Here is a 13,749-nt window from a genome sequence, read left to right on the forward strand (position 1 = left end):
CCGCGCAGCTTGGCTTCCATGGGGCGCTCCCGTATAGGAGCGCCCCATGGCTACGTTCCCGTTTGAAATTTCCGCCCGTGAGGGTAAGGCGCGCACCGGGCGCCTGAAAACCCCGCGCGGCGACATCCGCACGCCCGCCTTCATGCCCGTCGGCACCGCCGGCACGGTCAAGGCCCTCTATATGGATCAGGTCCAGGGGGCGGGGGCCGACATCATCCTCGGCAACACCTACCATCTGATGCTCCGCCCCGGCGCCGAGCGCGTGCAACGCCTCGGCGGCCTGCACAAATTCTCCGGCTGGTCCGGCCCGATGCTGACCGACTCCGGCGGCTTCCAGGTCTGGTCGCTCGCCCAGCTTCGGAAGATGGACGCAGACGGCGTCACCTTCCAGAGCCATATCGACGGCTCCACCCACCGCCTCACCCCCGCCCGCTCCATCGAAATTCAGGCAGACCTTCTGGGCGCTGACATCTCCATGCAGCTTGATGAGTGCACAAACTTTCCGTGTACGCATGAAGAGGCCGAGCGCAGCCTCGCCCTCTCCCTCAAATGGGGGGAACGCAGCCTCGACGCCTTCGGCGCCCGAGACGCACAAACTCTCTTTGGAATCATTCAAGGCTCAAACTTCCCGGACCTGCGCGAGCGCTCCGCCAAGGGCGTCACTGCCCAAGGCTTCGGCGGCATCGCGCTCGGCGGTCTCGCCGTCGGTGAAGGCCATGACCAGATGTGCGCCACCATCGACATGACGATGCCCCATCTTCCCGATCACATGCCCCGCTATGTCATGGGCGTCGGCAAACCCATCGACCTCGTCGAAAGCGTTGCCCGCGGGATCGACATGTTCGACTGTGTCCTGCCTACCCGCTCGGGCCGCCACGGCCAGGCCTGGACCTGGGACGGCCCCCTCAATCTCAACAACGCGAAGTTTGCCGAAGACACGAGCCCGCTCGATCCGGTGATCAACTGCCCGGCCAGCCAGGTCTATTCCCGCGCCTACCTGCATCACCTGTTCAAGGCCGGCGAATATCTCGGTCCCATGCTCCTCTCCTGGCACAACACCGCCTTCTTCCAGGCCCTGATGGCCGAGATGCGCGCCGCCATCGCCGAAGGCCGCTTCGAAGCCCTGCGCGCAACGCTCAGCGCCGGCTGGGAAAACACGAAGTCAAAACCGAAAGCTGAAAGCTGACTTCAATATGGCGTCATCCCGGAAATCGCGAAGCGATTATCCAGAACCCAGAATGCACGGCTCAACAGCTCGCCAGCCTACTTCAACTGCTCCAGCGCCTTAAAGTCCGGCTGTGCAGGCAGGGGACATCCCAACGCCTGCCCATAACCCTTCAGATACGCCCGCCGCTGCGCGCCGATCTTGAAGGCCTGATTATACTTCTTCTCATGGCTCTCCGCCCCGGTCGCCTGCCGCACGAGCCCGCGAAACGGTATCCACCCCGTCGAGACAGACCGGACCGTATCGAGCGCTGCGTTCGATGCCTCATCGGCCAGAACTTCGCTGGCGAGCCGCTCGTCCGGCGCTCCGCTGTCCCAATCCGCCCCCAGCACAGCGTCCAGCTCGGCCACATCCATGGCGATGCCGGCGCAGTTCATCTCGCTCTGTGGCCCATAGGGAGAGCTCAGCTTTGCCACAAGCTGTGGAATTTCCCGGCGGCGCAGATTGAAATCGTCCAGCGGCGCCGAGGCGGCGCTCGCCAGCCCCTCACGGGTCTGGTTGGCCGCTCCGCTCGCCATAGACATCGCGTTCTGGCCCATGGCGCTGTATTGGCTGTCATTCTGGCTCCCGCTTGCGCAGGCGGGCAGCATCAGGGCGGCGATAATCGGAAGGGCGAGGTGTCGCATTCACCAAAGAGATGTGAAAAATATGGCCACATCAAGCCGCTGCGTGCAGGGAAGTGTTGACCGCCTCCGACTCCCGGCCTAAATGGCCGCTTCGGTCGTTTCAGGCCGTCCGGTCGTGCCCATAGCTCAGCTGGTAGAGCAACTGACTTTTAATCAGTAGGTCACAGGTTCGAACCCTGTTGGGCACACCAAAAACTCCTTGAATTCAAACCACATACCAGCGCTCCGCCCTTCCTTGAGAGCGGCGCGGTAAACGCTCACAATCAGCGCCCGGCGCGCTTGGCGATATGGCGTTCCAGAAGCCGCCGGTTCTTGGCATGGGCATGGTGGGCAAAGTCAAAGATGTCGCCGACCAGCGGTATCGCGCCGATCACCACATCCACGCCGAGATTCCAGAGAATCCGCCAGCGCACATGCCAGGGCAGCTTGTGGTCTGACGCGATCTTGAGCGCATACATGCCCATTGCGCCGGTCACCACGTCACCCACCACCGGTATGAGGCCGATGATCCCGTCCAGACCGAACCGGAACGGGATACCCGGAAGCGCAAATTGCCGGTCGAGCAGATGCGACATCCGCGTAAACGCCGCCATCGCCTCCGCCTCTTCAGCGGTCATACCGGGCAGGGCAGGCGGCGGAGCATCAGGATACGGGGCGGGGCGCATGCCTCAACAATTCCCGGCATGCGCGTTGGTTCCCAAGGGGCGTCTCAAACTGTCCCATTTTGTCCAGGTTTGTCCAAGCTTGCCCGGGTTTGTCCGGCAATTGTCCGCGCCTGCGCCCGTTTTGGCGCCAAACTGTCCAGTTTTGTCCAGAAAAATCAGGGTATTGAGGTTTCTCTGAGTTTCAGAGCCCCAAAACCCCCTTCGCAATGATGTTCCGCTGAACCTCATTCGATCCGCCATAGATCGACCCCGCCCGGTTGTTGAGATAGCGGGGCATCGCCGTCACCAGCTCCGCCGGTCCAATGGGCGCCACATTGCCCAGCGGATGCACCGCTTCCAGCTGCTGAACGCCGCCATACATCCCGCTCGCCAGCACGCCGAGTTCATCCACCGCCTGCATCAGCTCCGTCCGCTGGATCTTCAGCATCGACGCGGCCGGCCCCGGCGGCTTTCCGCTGGAAACCGCCGAGAGAATGCGTTGCTCCGTGCCCTTGATGGCCTCCACGCGGGTGCCAAGATCTGCCGCCAGCCGCATCAGGTCAGGGCATCCAAGCCCCGTCACATAGCGCTGCAGCCGGCCGAGCCCGGCCTCCAGCCCGGCGGACGATCCGCCGGAACGCTCGAATTCCAAAAGGTATTTTGCCACCGACCAGCCATCATTCTCCTCGCCGAGCCGGCCAGACCTGGGCACCCGCACATCGTCGAAGAACACCTGGTTCAGCTCATGCTCGCCCGCGAGGGTAATGATCGGGTCCACCTTGATACCGGGGATAGACATGTCGAGCAGGAGGAAGGTTATCCCCTTCTGCGCCTTGGCCTCGGGGTCGGTCCGCACCAGGCAGAACATCTTGTTGGCGTGGTGGGCATGGGTGGTCCAGATCTTCGTGCCGTTCAGCACATAATCGTCCCCATCACTCACCGCCCGAAGCTGCAAAGACGCCAGGTCCGACCCCGATCCCGGCTCTGAATAGCCCTGGCACCAATAGTCCTCCCCGGAGAGAATACGCGGCAGGTAATGGGCTTTCTGCTCGGGCGTGCCGTACCCAATGATGCAGGGCCCAACCATACCCAGCCCCATAGGCGCCAGCCCCGGCGCGCCCGCGCGGGCGCACTCGCTGGCAAAGATATATCGCTGCATCTCGGTCCAGCCCGTGCCACCATATTCCTTCGGCCAATGCGGGGCGACCCAGCCGCGCTCATGCAGAATGCGCTGCCAGGGCAGGGTGAATTCCGGCTCGATGAACACGCTGGTGGCCAGCCGCCCGGCAGCGGCGAGTTCCGGGCTCAGCTTGTCCCGAAGGAAGGCTCGCACTTCTTGCTGAAATTCAATATCCTGCGATGACAGATCTAGTCTCATGGTCGCGCCTCCCGGCTTATTATCTCTGGCTTCCCTCATGACAGAGCAAGCAAGACAGCATGGGGCAAGCTGACGGAATTGATAGGGCTCGCCAAAAATGGACAGTGCTGGTCCGCAGGATACCTTCAGCGAGGTAATGGATCTCGCCCGCCGGATCGACGCGGTGGGCCGCGAAACCGGCCTGCCTTACGTCGCGGTCAGCGCTGATCTCAGCGATCCATCGCCGATGATCGGCGCCGATGGGCGGCCGCTGGCGGAGACGGTTTTCCGCTGGGTCGATCCGGGGCTCGCCTACTGGAAAGATCGTGCTTTTGCGCTGCGGGCGGGGATTATTCGCGTCGTCCGGGTGTGTGGAGAGCCGTTCTGTTATCATGGGGGCAAGATGCACAGCTGGCGCCAGGTGCGCGCGCTGGAAGCGGTCAACCGCAAGATCGATCCGGAGGCTTACGGGTCCTATGGCGTGCAGGGGGCGATCGTTGCGCCGATCCATTCGCCGATGGGGGTGATCGGCGCGGTCGTCTGGGCGACGGATGACGAAGCCGTTGATGTGTCAGGGATTTTTGAGGCGCGGGGCGCGGAGCTTTACATGCTCGCGCTGAAATTCCTGTCGGCTTACAAAGACGCGGTGTTGCCGTCGGCGGACCCGGAAATGGTGGAATTCACCCGCCGGGAAATCCAGTGCCTTAAATGGGCGGCGGCGGGGAAAACCGATTCCGAAATCGCCACGATCATGGGCGTTTCAGCCCCCACCATCCGCTTTCACATGACCAATGCCAGCCGCAAGCTGGGCGTTTCGGGCCGCTCTCAGACGATCCGTCTGGCCACCACGCTGGGCTATATCGGGCAGGGCGGCGGGGCCTGAAAAGCCTCCAAAAAAACTCCAACGCCGTTGGAGTTTTTCAGGCGCCCGCGCGCGCCTTGAAGGTGGCGAGCAATTCCTGCGCGAAGACGGTGAGGGTATCATCGCGGGCGCCCATGACGAGGATGCGGTCGCCCGGCTTTGCCAGTTCGAACAGGCGCGCGCCGCAGGCGGCCCGGTCGCCCAGCGCGTGGGCCTCGCGGCCAAGGGCGCGGATGTCTGCGGCAAGGTCCTGGCTGCCGACCGAGCGGTCTACTGTGCCGCCGAAGTAAGCCGGCTCGGGCATCAGGAGGATGTCTTCGGCGTCCAGATTCTCGGCAAAACAGGCCGCAAACTCGCGCCGCATGTTGCGCAAGGGGCCAAAGCCGTGGGGCTGGAACATCACCAGCACGCGGCCGGGGAACTGGTTCACGGTGCGCAGGGTGGCGGCGATCTTGTCCGGGTTGTGCCCGAAATCGTCGATGACCGTCACGCCGCCTTCCGTGCCGATTACATCGAAGCGGCGGGAGATGCCCGCGAAGCTGGCGAGAGCCTTGGCAGCCTCTGCCAGCGTGACGCCGCAGGCGAGCGTGGCGGCAATAGCGGCCAGCACGTTTGAGACGTTGTGGCGCCCCGGCGTGGCGAGGCGAATGGGGGCGGTGGCGCCGGATGTCTGGTCGTGTACGGAGAAAGTGATGTGGGTGGGCGCGGGCGCGATGTTCTGCGCCGTGAGGCGGGCGGCGGGGTTCTCGAGGCTGTAGGTGACCGCCCCCGGAAAGTCCCCGGCCATCCGCGCGGTCTCGTCATTGTCGAGGTTCAGCACGACGGTTTCGGCGCGGGCCGCAAAGCCGCCGAAGAGGGCGCGCAACTCGTCCATGGATTTATGGTCGAGCGAGATGTTCGAGACGACCGCAACGCGCGGGTTGTACCCGGCAATCGAGCCGTCGCTTTCGTCCACTTCGGAGACGAAGATGCCGCTGGCGCCCACCAGCGAGCTGGCGAAGAGGGCGTCCGGTGTCTGGAAGTTCTTCATCACGGCGCCGTTCATCACGGTCGGGCTTTTGCCGGCGTGGTGGAGTATCCAGGCGATCATACCGGTGGTGGTGGACTTGCCGCTCGTACCCGCCACGCCGATGGCTGTGGGCGCGGCGTTGAAGAGGGCAGACAGCATCTGCGCCCGGCTCATCCGCCGCGCGCCGACGCGCAGGGCGGCGGCAATATCGGGCACAGTGTCTTCCACGGCGGCCGATGCCACGACGACCTGCTCGGCGCTCGTCACGCCGCTGCCATCCTGCGGGAAAAGGCGGATGCCCTTGCTGCGCAGATAGTCAAACTTTGCTTGCGTGCGCCCCTGATCGAGCGACCGGTCCGAGCCTTCGATGATGTGGCCCTGATCGAGCAGGATCAACGCCAGCGGCAACATGCCGGAGCCGCCGATGCCGCAAAAGAAGTAGCGCGTGGGGTGAGTCATGGTTGGGAGCTTATAACAGGGGGATGTAGAGCTACACATCAGTGAATTATGTTACTTTTCGTATCGCGCATAACTATTTGAAACTCACATCTCGAGCGGGCGCGTGAAATGATCGAAGCAGGTTGCATTGAAGAACTTTTGGGTGAATTGCAAAGTTTAGAGCCGCAGCCTCGCATTATTACGATTGATGGCTGGCCAAATGCGGGAAAATCCACACTGGCGACGAATTTGGCTGCCCTCATAGGGGCTGCGCATTTGGATCTCGACACCTTTCTGATTGAGGATCAAGGAGTGTTCGTCGAAGCAATTCGATATGAAGAACTTCAAGCTGCGATAGATATTTCACCCGCCCCTTTGATAATCTCCGGGGTATGTATGTTAGCAGTCTTGGAGCGTATTTCCCTGGCACCTGACTGCAAAATTTACCTCAAGCGAATGGCTAGTTGGGGGTGGGCAGACCAAGATGAAATTGAAGGCCAGATGCTAGAGATTGTTGCCGAGGCTCTTGGTAAACAGGTTTCTGAATACCTATTACCGGTTGAGGTTCGTGCGTATCACACCAATCAAGTGCCGCATGAAAAAGCTGATATTGTTTTCCTGCGCTATGAATGCCCCGATTGATCTGAAAGAACATTATGAGCAGACGCAAAGTACGCATCGGCATTGTCGCGCCCGGCAGGGCTCTCGATCAGTCTATTGCGGACCGCGTGACCGCCCTTGCAGGCAACTCCACAGAGCTCATCTTCCACTCCCAATGTTTCCTGCGCGATGGTCATTTCGCCGGGCCGGATCAGGCGCGCTCCGATGCCTTCGTTGAGTTTGCCAATGATCCTACGCTCGACGCGATCTGGTTTGCGCGGGGGGGGTATGGGGCTTGCCGGTTGCTGGATACGGCGTTCGAGCGGCTGGGCGAGGCGGCGCGGCGCAAGACGTATCTGGGGTATAGCGACACCGGGTTCCTGCTGGCGCGGCTGGCGCGGGAGGGGATTGGCCGGGTGGCGCATGGGCCGATGCCGGCGGATATTCTGCGGGAGGGCGGCGAGGCCGCTGTGCGCCGGGCGATCGGGTTTCTGAGCGGGGCGGACGGCGAGGCGGGCGTTGAGCCCTCCACGCTCGCGCCCGGAAAGTACGCGGCGTATAATATCAGTGTACTGGCGAGTCTGATCGGCACGGTGCACGCGCCGGACCTTTCCGGGTCTACGTTGCTGATCGAGGATGTGGGCGAGTATCATTACCGGCTCGACCGGCTGATGTTCACGCTGACTTCCAGCGAAACGGTGCGCGCAGTGGCGGGCATCCGGCTGGGGCGGTGCGGGCCCATCCCGGTAAATGATGTGGATTTCGGGCAGAGCGAGGAGGAAATTGCGCGGCATTGGTGCGCGCGGGGTGGGATTTCGTATCTCGGCCGGGCGGATATTGGCCATGATGTGGGGAACAAGATTGTGGTGTTCGGGGCGCGGGGCGTGGGGGCATAAAAAAGGCGGGCATCGCATTTGCGAGCCCGCCTTTTTGTTTGAGTGCGGATGGCCGATCAGAGGTTCTTGACGATATCCTCGACCATCTTCTTCGCGTCGGCCAGAAGCATCATCGTGTTGTCGTTGAAGAACAGCTCGTTCTCGATACCGGCATAGCCTGAGCCCATCGAGCGCTTGATGAACAGCACCGTGCGGGCGTTTTCCACGTCGAGGATGGGCATGCCATAGATCGGCGAGGTCTTGTCCGTCTTCGCGGCGGGGTTGGTCACGTCGTTTGCGCCGATGACGAAGGCAACGTCGGAGGAGTTGAACTCCGAGTTGATGTCTTCGAGTTCGAACACCTCATCGTAAGGCACCTGCGCTTCGGCGAGGAGGACGTTCATGTGACCCGGCATCCGGCCCGCGACGGGGTGGATGGCGTATTTCACTTCGACGCCTTCTTCTTTCAGCTTTTCGGCCATTTCCTTCAGCGCGTGCTGGGCCTGGGCGACCGCCATGCCGTAGCCCGGCACGATGATGACCTTCGAAGCATTCTTCATGATGAAGGCGGCGTCTTCTGCCGAGCCGCGCTTGAACGGCCGGTCGACTTTCACGCCGCCCGTGGCCGCCGCTGCATCTTCTCCGCCAAAGCCGCCGAGGATGACCGAGATGAAGCTGCGGTTCATGCCTTTGCACATGATGTAGGAGAGGATGGCGCCTGAGGAGCCCACCAGCGCGCCGGTGATGATCAGGGCGAAGTTGCCGAGCGTGAAGCCCAGCGCCGCTGCGGCCCAGCCGGAATAGGAGTTCAGCATCGAGACGACGACGGGCATGTCTGCCCCGCCGATCGGGATGATGAGCGTGATGCCGAGGATGAGCGCCAGGGCGGTGAGGCCCCAGAAGGCCCAATGGGCCGTCCCGTTCGACTGGATCAGGATGACCATGAGGGCGATGATGCCCACGCCGAGCGCGATATTGAGCAGGTGACGCGCGGGCAGCAGGATCGGCGCGCCGCTCATATTGCCGTTAAGCTTGGCAAAGGCGATGATCGAGCCGGTGAAGGTGAGCGCGCCGATGGCCGAGCCGAGGCCAAGCTCGATCAGCGAGACCGGGTTGATGCCGGTGATGCCGAGGATGCCGAAGCTGGACGGGGCGTAGAGCGCGGCGGACGCCACCAGCACGGCGGCAAGGCCGACGAGCGAGTGGAAGGCCGCAACAAGCTGGGGCATGTCCGTCATCGGGATCTTGCGGGCGATAATGGCGCCGACGGTACCGCCGACGGCAACCGCGCCGATCATCAGGGCCCAGGTGGCCGGATCAAGCGACTCCCAGAGGAGGACAATGGTTGTGGCCACGGCGATCGTCATGCCGATCATGCCGTTGCGGTTGCCCTTCTGGCTGGTGGCCGGGCTGGAAAGGCCGCGCAGGGCCAGGATGAAGAGGATGCCCGAGACGAGATAGAGCAGGGGCGCCCAGGTCGAGTTGAACTGTTCCAAGACTACTGCCCCTTCTTCTTATACATGGCCAGCATGCGCTGGGTGACGAGGAAGCCGCCGAAGATGTTGACGCTGGCAAGGGCCACGGCGATGGCGCCGAGGATCTTGGCAATCCAGCCTTCAGAAGAAAGGCCATGGGCGGCGGCGGCAACGAGCGCGCCGACGACGATCACGGAGGAAATCGCGTTGGTCACAGCCATCAGCGGCGTGTGCAGCGCGGGGGTGACCGACCAGACGACGTAGTAGCCGACAAAGCAGGCCAGCGCGAAGATGGCCGCCAGGAAGACGGTCGAGTCGATGCCGCCCGCGTCCGCAAAAGCCGGAAGCGCGAAGGCGGTGAGGGCGAGGGCAGTGGCAGTAGCGCGTTTCATCACTTCAGCCTTTCACTAACGGTTGCGCCATTGCGCGTGAGCAGCATGGCAACGACGACTTCATCCTCGGTATCGAGATTGATCGCGCCGTTTTCGGCGGTGATCAGCGGGATGAAGGCGAACAGGTTTTTGGCATAGAGCGACGAGGAGTCGGCGGGCAGACGCGCGGGCAGGTTCGAGAACCCGGCCACTTTGACGCCGCCGACATCGACAATCTCATCGGCCTTCGAGAGCGGGCAGTTGCCGCCCTGTGCAACGGCCATATCGATGATGACCGAGCCGGGCTTCATGCTTTTCACCATTTCCTCGGTGATCAGCACGGGCGCGGGGCGCCCCGGGATAAGCGCCGTGGTCACGACGATGTCCTGCTTGGCAATGTGGCTGGCGGTCAGCGCGGCCTGTTTGGCCTGGTATTCAGCCGACATTTCCTTGGCGTAGCCGCCGGAGGTTTCGGCCGCTTTGAACTCATCATCCTCTACGGCAATGAACTTGGCGCCGAGCGAGGCGACCTGTTCCTTGGCGGCGGGGCGCACATCGTTCGCCGTGACGACTGCGCCGAGGCGGCGGGCCGTGGCGATGGCCTGGAGGCCGGCAACGCCCGCGCCCATGACGAAGACTTTTGCCGGGGCAATGGTGCCGGCCGCCGTCATCATCATCGGCATGGCGCGGCCATAAATCTGGGCGCCTTCAATGATGGCGCGATAGCCTGAGAGGTTGGACTGGGACGAGAGCGCGTCCATCGACTGGGCGCGCGTGATTCGCGGGGTGAACTCCATCGAGAGCGCCGCGATCTTCTTTGCATTGAGCGCCGCGATTTCCTCGGCCGGGTACGCGAAGGGCTCCATCAGCGCGATCAGCGCCGAGCCTTCGGGCAGGGCCGCGATCTCTGCTGGCTCCGGACGGCGGACCTTGAAAACAATGTCCGCGCCGCTCGCCGCCTCGGCCGCAGAGCCCGCAATGCTGGCCCCCGCTTCGGTAAAAGCTGCATCCAGGAAACCGGCAACGGTTCCCGCTCCTCCCTCGACCGTGACCGTGTGGCCCAGGCCAATTAGTTTCTTGACTGTCTCCGGAGTTGCCGCCACGCGGGTTTCGCCGGATCGCCGTTCTTTGAGCACTGATATCTTCATGGTGCCTTGGATTAGGTTAAACTTTGCGCCGTGCAATAGTTATTTTGAGGGTTTAGGGCATGAGTTTGTTTAGTCTCGCTAACAGGACAGCGCTGGTAACAGGCGCATCCAGCGGTCTCGGCCGCCATTTCGCGCACGTCCTTTCGGATGCCGGCGCAACGGTTATCCTTGCGGCACGCCGTATGGACCGGCTGGAAGAAGTGGCCGCCGCAATCACCCGGAAGGGCGGCAATGCCCTGACTGTCGCCATGGACGTGACCGATGATGGCAGCATCGTTGCCGCCTTCGACGCGATCAAGGAAGCTTTGGGCCGGCCCGCCGACATCATCGTCAACAATTCCGGCATGTCCCGCGAGGGCTGGTTCCGCGATATGGCGGAAGATGACTGGAACGCGGTGATCGACACAAACCTCACCGGCGTGTGGCGCGTTGCCAAGCACGGGGCCAATGCCATGGTTGCCGCAAAGGCAAAGGGCTCGATCATCAACATCGCTTCGATCACCGGCCTGCACCCGCAGGCGATGACGACCGCCTATTGCGTGTCGAAGGCCGGCGTCGACCATATGACCCGCCAGATGGCGTTGGAGATGGCCCGCTATGGCGTGCGCGTGAACGCGATTGCGCCGGGCTATTTCAAGACCGAGATCAACGACGATTTCCTCGACAGCGAGCAGGGCCAGATGATGGTCCGCCGGATCGCCATGCGGCGTATCGGGGACATTGATGAGCTGGCCGGGCCGCTGTTGCTGCTGGCGTCGGACGCGGGAAGCTTCATGACCGGCTCAACGCTGGTGGTGGATGGCGGGCATCTGCTCAACAGTCTCTGATTAAACCTTTTTCCCGCTGATCCCCGCGAAAGCGGGGATCTCGCAGGGTATCAGCCGCCCGAGGCCCCCGCTTTCGCGGGGGTGAGCGGGGTCCGAGACGTTACCCGCTTGTCGCACTGCAAAATCCGCATTACACGCCGCCTCACGCAACAGGTGCCCGGATCATGGTCCGGGTGAAAAGGGAAGCCGGTGAGAATCCGGCGCTATGCCCGTAACTGTGAGCGGGGAGCCGTGTGAGCCATACGCCACTGGGAAACCGGGAAGGCAGCTCTCTCCGGCGATGATCCGCGAAGTCAGGAGACCTGCCTGTTGCCGTCGTTGGCTCGCCGTCCGGGAACAGGCGTAGGGCCGCGGAAGGCCACCTTCCGTTCATGCGACATGTCATGAACCCGCCGCGAGGGATCTCCCTCCGGCCAATGAAGGATGCTGTGGATATGTTCCTCAGAACCGCACTGCTGGGCGCTTCGGCGCTCGTGATCACTGCTTCGTTTGCACAGGCAGAAGACACCCTCACTCTTGATCCTGTCGAAGTCAGCGGCCTGCGCCCGATTGAATTCGACCGTCTGACTTCGTCTGTTTCTGTTCTGACGGCAGACGATCTTGCCATTCGTCTTTCCCCCAATCCGGCCGATCAGCTGCGCGCGGTTCCCGGCGTGGCGATCTCCCGTGCGGGCGGCGTCGGCGCGCTCACCCAGGTGCGCATGCGCGGCGCCGAAGCCAACCACACGCTGGTCCTGTTTGAAGGCATCGAGATTTCCGACCCCGTGAACGGGGATACTGATTTCGGCCTGCTTACCGCGTTGCCCACCGGCCGTATCGAGGTGTTGCGCGGAGCGTCGTCCTCAATCCACGGATCAGACGCGATTGGCGGGGTCGTTTCCATTTCGGCTGCGCGCGAAGCGGGGCTGAATGCGTTTGCCGAGGCTGGCAGCTTCGGCACGGTGCGCGGCGCACTGGGCCTGTCTGGCGAGAACTTTGGCGGGGCCATCACCGGGTTCACGACCGACGGTGTTGATACATCCGGCACCGGCGGCGCCAAGGATGGGTCTGAAGCGCTCTCCGGCTTCGTTAACGGCAAGGTTGATCTTGGGGCGGATTGGTCGCTCTCGCTGATCGGCCTCGCCCGCGGCATGGAATCGGAATTTGATTCGGATACGGATTTTGACGGCCTTCTCGACGATGAAGACCGCCGCACCGAAGCAGACCAGTGGCTGGTGGGCGGCGCACTCAGCGGCGTAACCGGGCCGCTGGACCATGTCATCCGCGCCAGCTTCAATGAAGTGAAGCGGGATAATTTCAGCGATGGCCAAAAGACGGATGTTTCCAAGGGCCAGCGCACCAAGCTCGCCTGGTTGCCGAGCCTTGCCAATGGCGCGCATTCGCTGACCGGTATTCTCGACTATGAGCGTGAGGAGTATGATCGCACGGATGTTCAGTATGCCGGCGCAACCGATGCTTCCGAGACGTTCGAGTCCATCGGCGTGGGCGCGGAGTACCGCTACTCTGCCGGCGCGTTTGATGCATCCGCCTCGGCGCGGTTTGACGACAATGATGGCCGGTTTGATGATGCCACGACATGGCGTCTCGGCGCAGGCTACGCATTTGAGCAGGTCGGCGGGCGGGTTCGCGCCTCGATCGGAACCGGGGTGAAAAACCCGACCTTCACTGAACTGTTCGGCTTCTTCCCTGGCAGCTTCATCGGCAATCCCGACCTGAAGCCGGAAGAGTCCACCAGCTGGGAAATCGGCTGGGAACAGACGGTTGGACCGGTCAGCTATTCGGCCACATACTTTGAAGCCGATCTGGAGAACGAGATCTACACCGCCTACAATCCCGACTTCACCTCGTCACCGGCCAACCGCGCCACGGACAGTGAGCGGAGCGGTGTAGAGCTTGCTGCGCGCTGGCAGGCGCTCGCCAATCTGGCGTTCTTCGGCCAGGCAACCCTGTTTGACTCTCAGGACAATAACGGTGTGGACGAAATCCGGGTGCCTGAAGCAACCGCGTCCCTGGGGGCAGACTGGCTGGTCAATCCGAACGGGTTCCGGCTCGGCGCGGCGCTCGATTATGTCGGCGAGCAGGGTGACACCGATTTCGGGCCGTTCCCGTCACGGCCTGTCAGCCTCGACGCCTACACGCTCGCCAGCATCACCGCAGAATATCCGCTGACGGAGCGGATTGCGATCACGCTGCGGGGCCAGAATGTGTTCGATGAGAAGCCAACCGACATCTATGGCTATAATGGTCCGGGTGCTGGTGTATTCGTGGGACTGAAACTGAAGTGAGACTGAG

Annotated in this window: 13 protein-coding genes, 1 tRNA gene and 1 riboswitch; of the genes, 7 read left to right on the forward strand and 7 right to left on the reverse strand. The window is 62.6% G+C overall.

Annotated elements, in window-relative coordinates; translation table 11 throughout:
- The first annotated feature begins 46 nt into the window (after nt 1–46).
- Nucleotides 47–1,186 carry a tRNA guanosine(34) transglycosylase Tgt gene (tgt, locus tag HNE_RS05605; RefSeq protein WP_011646150.1) on the forward strand — a complete coding sequence of 380 codons (1,140 nt, stop codon included), beginning with the start codon at nt 47–49 and terminating at the stop codon, nt 1,184–1,186.
- A 77-nt stretch (nt 1,187–1,263) separates the two neighbouring features.
- On the opposite strand, the gene HNE_RS05610 is transcribed toward tgt, so the two are convergent.
- Nucleotides 1,264–1,851 carry a hypothetical protein gene (locus tag HNE_RS05610; RefSeq protein ID WP_035590575.1) on the reverse strand — a complete coding sequence of 196 codons (588 nt, stop codon included), beginning with the start codon at nt 1,849–1,851 and terminating at the stop codon, nt 1,264–1,266.
- 115 nt (nt 1,852–1,966) lie between these two features.
- Here HNE_RS05610 and HNE_RS05615 point away from each other — a divergent pair.
- Nucleotides 1,967–2,042, forward strand: a tRNA-Lys gene (locus tag HNE_RS05615).
- A gap of 72 nt (nt 2,043–2,114) precedes the next feature.
- On the opposite strand, the gene HNE_RS05620 is transcribed toward HNE_RS05615, so the two are convergent.
- Together HNE_RS05620 and HNE_RS05625 are read right to left on the reverse strand one after the other, a co-directional pair.
- A complete protein-coding gene (locus HNE_RS05620) occupies nt 2,115–2,516 on the reverse strand; it encodes a DUF4112 domain-containing protein (RefSeq protein WP_233352006.1) in 402 nt (133 codons plus the stop codon).
- A 181-nt stretch (nt 2,517–2,697) separates the two neighbouring features.
- Nucleotides 2,698–3,873: an acyl-CoA dehydrogenase family protein gene (locus HNE_RS05625; RefSeq protein WP_011646153.1), complete on the reverse strand. Its 1,176-nt coding sequence runs from the start codon at nt 3,871–3,873 to the stop codon at nt 2,698–2,700.
- Nucleotides 3,874–3,970: 97 nt separating this feature from the next.
- On the opposite strand from HNE_RS05625, the gene HNE_RS05630 reads away from it, so the two are divergent.
- The gene (locus tag HNE_RS05630) at nt 3,971–4,735 is read left to right on the forward strand and encodes a helix-turn-helix transcriptional regulator (RefSeq protein ID WP_011646154.1); all 765 of its coding nucleotides are present in this window, start codon (nt 3,971–3,973) and stop codon (nt 4,733–4,735) included.
- 37 nt (nt 4,736–4,772) lie between these two features.
- Here the strand turns inward: HNE_RS05630 and murC are convergent, their stop codons facing one another.
- Entirely contained in the window at nt 4,773–6,182 is a 1,410-nt protein-coding gene (gene murC / locus HNE_RS05635; protein WP_011646155.1) for a UDP-N-acetylmuramate--L-alanine ligase, read from the reverse strand.
- 108 nt (nt 6,183–6,290) lie between these two features.
- Here murC and HNE_RS05640 point away from each other — a divergent pair, with 108 nt between their 5' ends.
- A complete protein-coding gene (locus HNE_RS05640; protein ID WP_035590573.1) occupies nt 6,291–6,803 on the forward strand; it encodes a hypothetical protein in 513 nt (170 codons plus the stop codon).
- Nucleotides 6,804–6,817: 14 nt separating this feature from the next.
- Complete coding sequence (locus HNE_RS05645; protein ID WP_011646156.1) at nt 6,818–7,657, forward strand: LD-carboxypeptidase; 840 nt, start codon at nt 6,818–6,820, stop codon at nt 7,655–7,657.
- 56 nt (nt 7,658–7,713) lie between these two features.
- On the opposite strand, the gene HNE_RS05650 is transcribed toward HNE_RS05645, so the two are convergent.
- Genes HNE_RS05650 through HNE_RS05660 form a run of 3 tightly spaced genes read right to left on the reverse strand, consistent with a single transcriptional unit; the run spans nt 7,714 to nt 10,630 of the window.
- A complete protein-coding gene (locus HNE_RS05650) occupies nt 7,714–9,132 on the reverse strand; it encodes an NAD(P)(+) transhydrogenase (Re/Si-specific) subunit beta (RefSeq protein ID WP_011646157.1) in 1,419 nt (472 codons plus the stop codon).
- A gap of 2 nt (nt 9,133–9,134) precedes the next feature.
- Nucleotides 9,135–9,506 (reverse strand): proton-translocating transhydrogenase family protein, encoded by a 372-nt coding sequence (locus HNE_RS05655; protein ID WP_011646158.1) that lies wholly within the window; start codon nt 9,504–9,506, stop codon nt 9,135–9,137.
- Nucleotides 9,503–10,630: a Re/Si-specific NAD(P)(+) transhydrogenase subunit alpha gene (locus HNE_RS05660; protein ID WP_035590570.1), complete on the reverse strand. Its 1,128-nt coding sequence runs from the start codon at nt 10,628–10,630 to the stop codon at nt 9,503–9,505. The genes HNE_RS05655 and HNE_RS05660 overlap by 4 nt, the downstream gene beginning before the upstream one ends.
- 59 nt (nt 10,631–10,689) lie before the next feature.
- On the opposite strand from HNE_RS05660, the gene HNE_RS05665 reads away from it, so the two are divergent.
- Both HNE_RS05665 and HNE_RS05670 read left to right on the forward strand, forming a co-directional pair.
- Nucleotides 10,690–11,457: an SDR family NAD(P)-dependent oxidoreductase gene (locus HNE_RS05665; protein ID WP_011646160.1), complete on the forward strand. Its 768-nt coding sequence runs from the start codon at nt 10,690–10,692 to the stop codon at nt 11,455–11,457.
- Nucleotides 11,458–11,591: 134 nt separating this feature from the next.
- Nucleotides 11,592–11,782: riboswitch (cobalamin riboswitch) on the forward strand.
- Between the two features lie 109 nt (nt 11,783–11,891).
- The gene (locus HNE_RS05670) at nt 11,892–13,742 is read left to right on the forward strand and encodes a TonB-dependent receptor plug domain-containing protein (protein ID WP_148205815.1); all 1,851 of its coding nucleotides are present in this window, start codon (nt 11,892–11,894) and stop codon (nt 13,740–13,742) included.
- Nucleotides 13,743–13,749: the final 7 nt, after the last annotated feature.

The organism is Hyphomonas neptunium ATCC 15444, from assembly GCF_000013025.1.
Lineage (GTDB): Bacteria > Pseudomonadota > Alphaproteobacteria > Caulobacterales > Hyphomonadaceae > Hyphomonas > Hyphomonas neptunia.

What these genes read in the sequence shown, in the direction of transcription:
- tgt (WP_011646150.1), top strand. Translation starts at nt 47, where the DNA reads ATGGCTACGTTCCCGTTTGAAATTTCCGCCCGTGAGGGTAAGGCGCGC.
- HNE_RS05610 (WP_035590575.1), bottom strand. Translation starts at nt 1,851, where the DNA reads ATGCGACACCTCGCCCTTCCGATTATCGCCGCCCTGATGCTGCCCGCC.
- HNE_RS05620 (WP_233352006.1), bottom strand. Translation starts at nt 2,516, where the DNA reads ATGCGCCCCGCCCCGTATCCTGATGCTCCGCCGCCTGCCCTGCCCGGT.
- HNE_RS05625 (WP_011646153.1), bottom strand. Translation starts at nt 3,873, where the DNA reads ATGAGACTAGATCTGTCATCGCAGGATATTGAATTTCAGCAAGAAGTG.
- HNE_RS05630 (WP_011646154.1), top strand. Translation starts at nt 3,971, where the DNA reads ATGGACAGTGCTGGTCCGCAGGATACCTTCAGCGAGGTAATGGATCTC.
- murC (WP_011646155.1), bottom strand. Translation starts at nt 6,182, where the DNA reads ATGACTCACCCCACGCGCTACTTCTTTTGCGGCATCGGCGGCTCCGGC.
- HNE_RS05640 (WP_035590573.1), top strand. Translation starts at nt 6,291, where the DNA reads ATGATCGAAGCAGGTTGCATTGAAGAACTTTTGGGTGAATTGCAAAGT.
- HNE_RS05645 (WP_011646156.1), top strand. Translation starts at nt 6,818, where the DNA reads ATGAGCAGACGCAAAGTACGCATCGGCATTGTCGCGCCCGGCAGGGCT.
- HNE_RS05660 (WP_035590570.1), bottom strand. Translation starts at nt 10,630, where the DNA reads ATGAAGATATCAGTGCTCAAAGAACGGCGATCCGGCGAAACCCGCGTG.
- HNE_RS05665 (WP_011646160.1), top strand. Translation starts at nt 10,690, where the DNA reads ATGAGTTTGTTTAGTCTCGCTAACAGGACAGCGCTGGTAACAGGCGCA.
- HNE_RS05670 (WP_148205815.1), top strand. Translation starts at nt 11,892, where the DNA reads ATGTTCCTCAGAACCGCACTGCTGGGCGCTTCGGCGCTCGTGATCACT.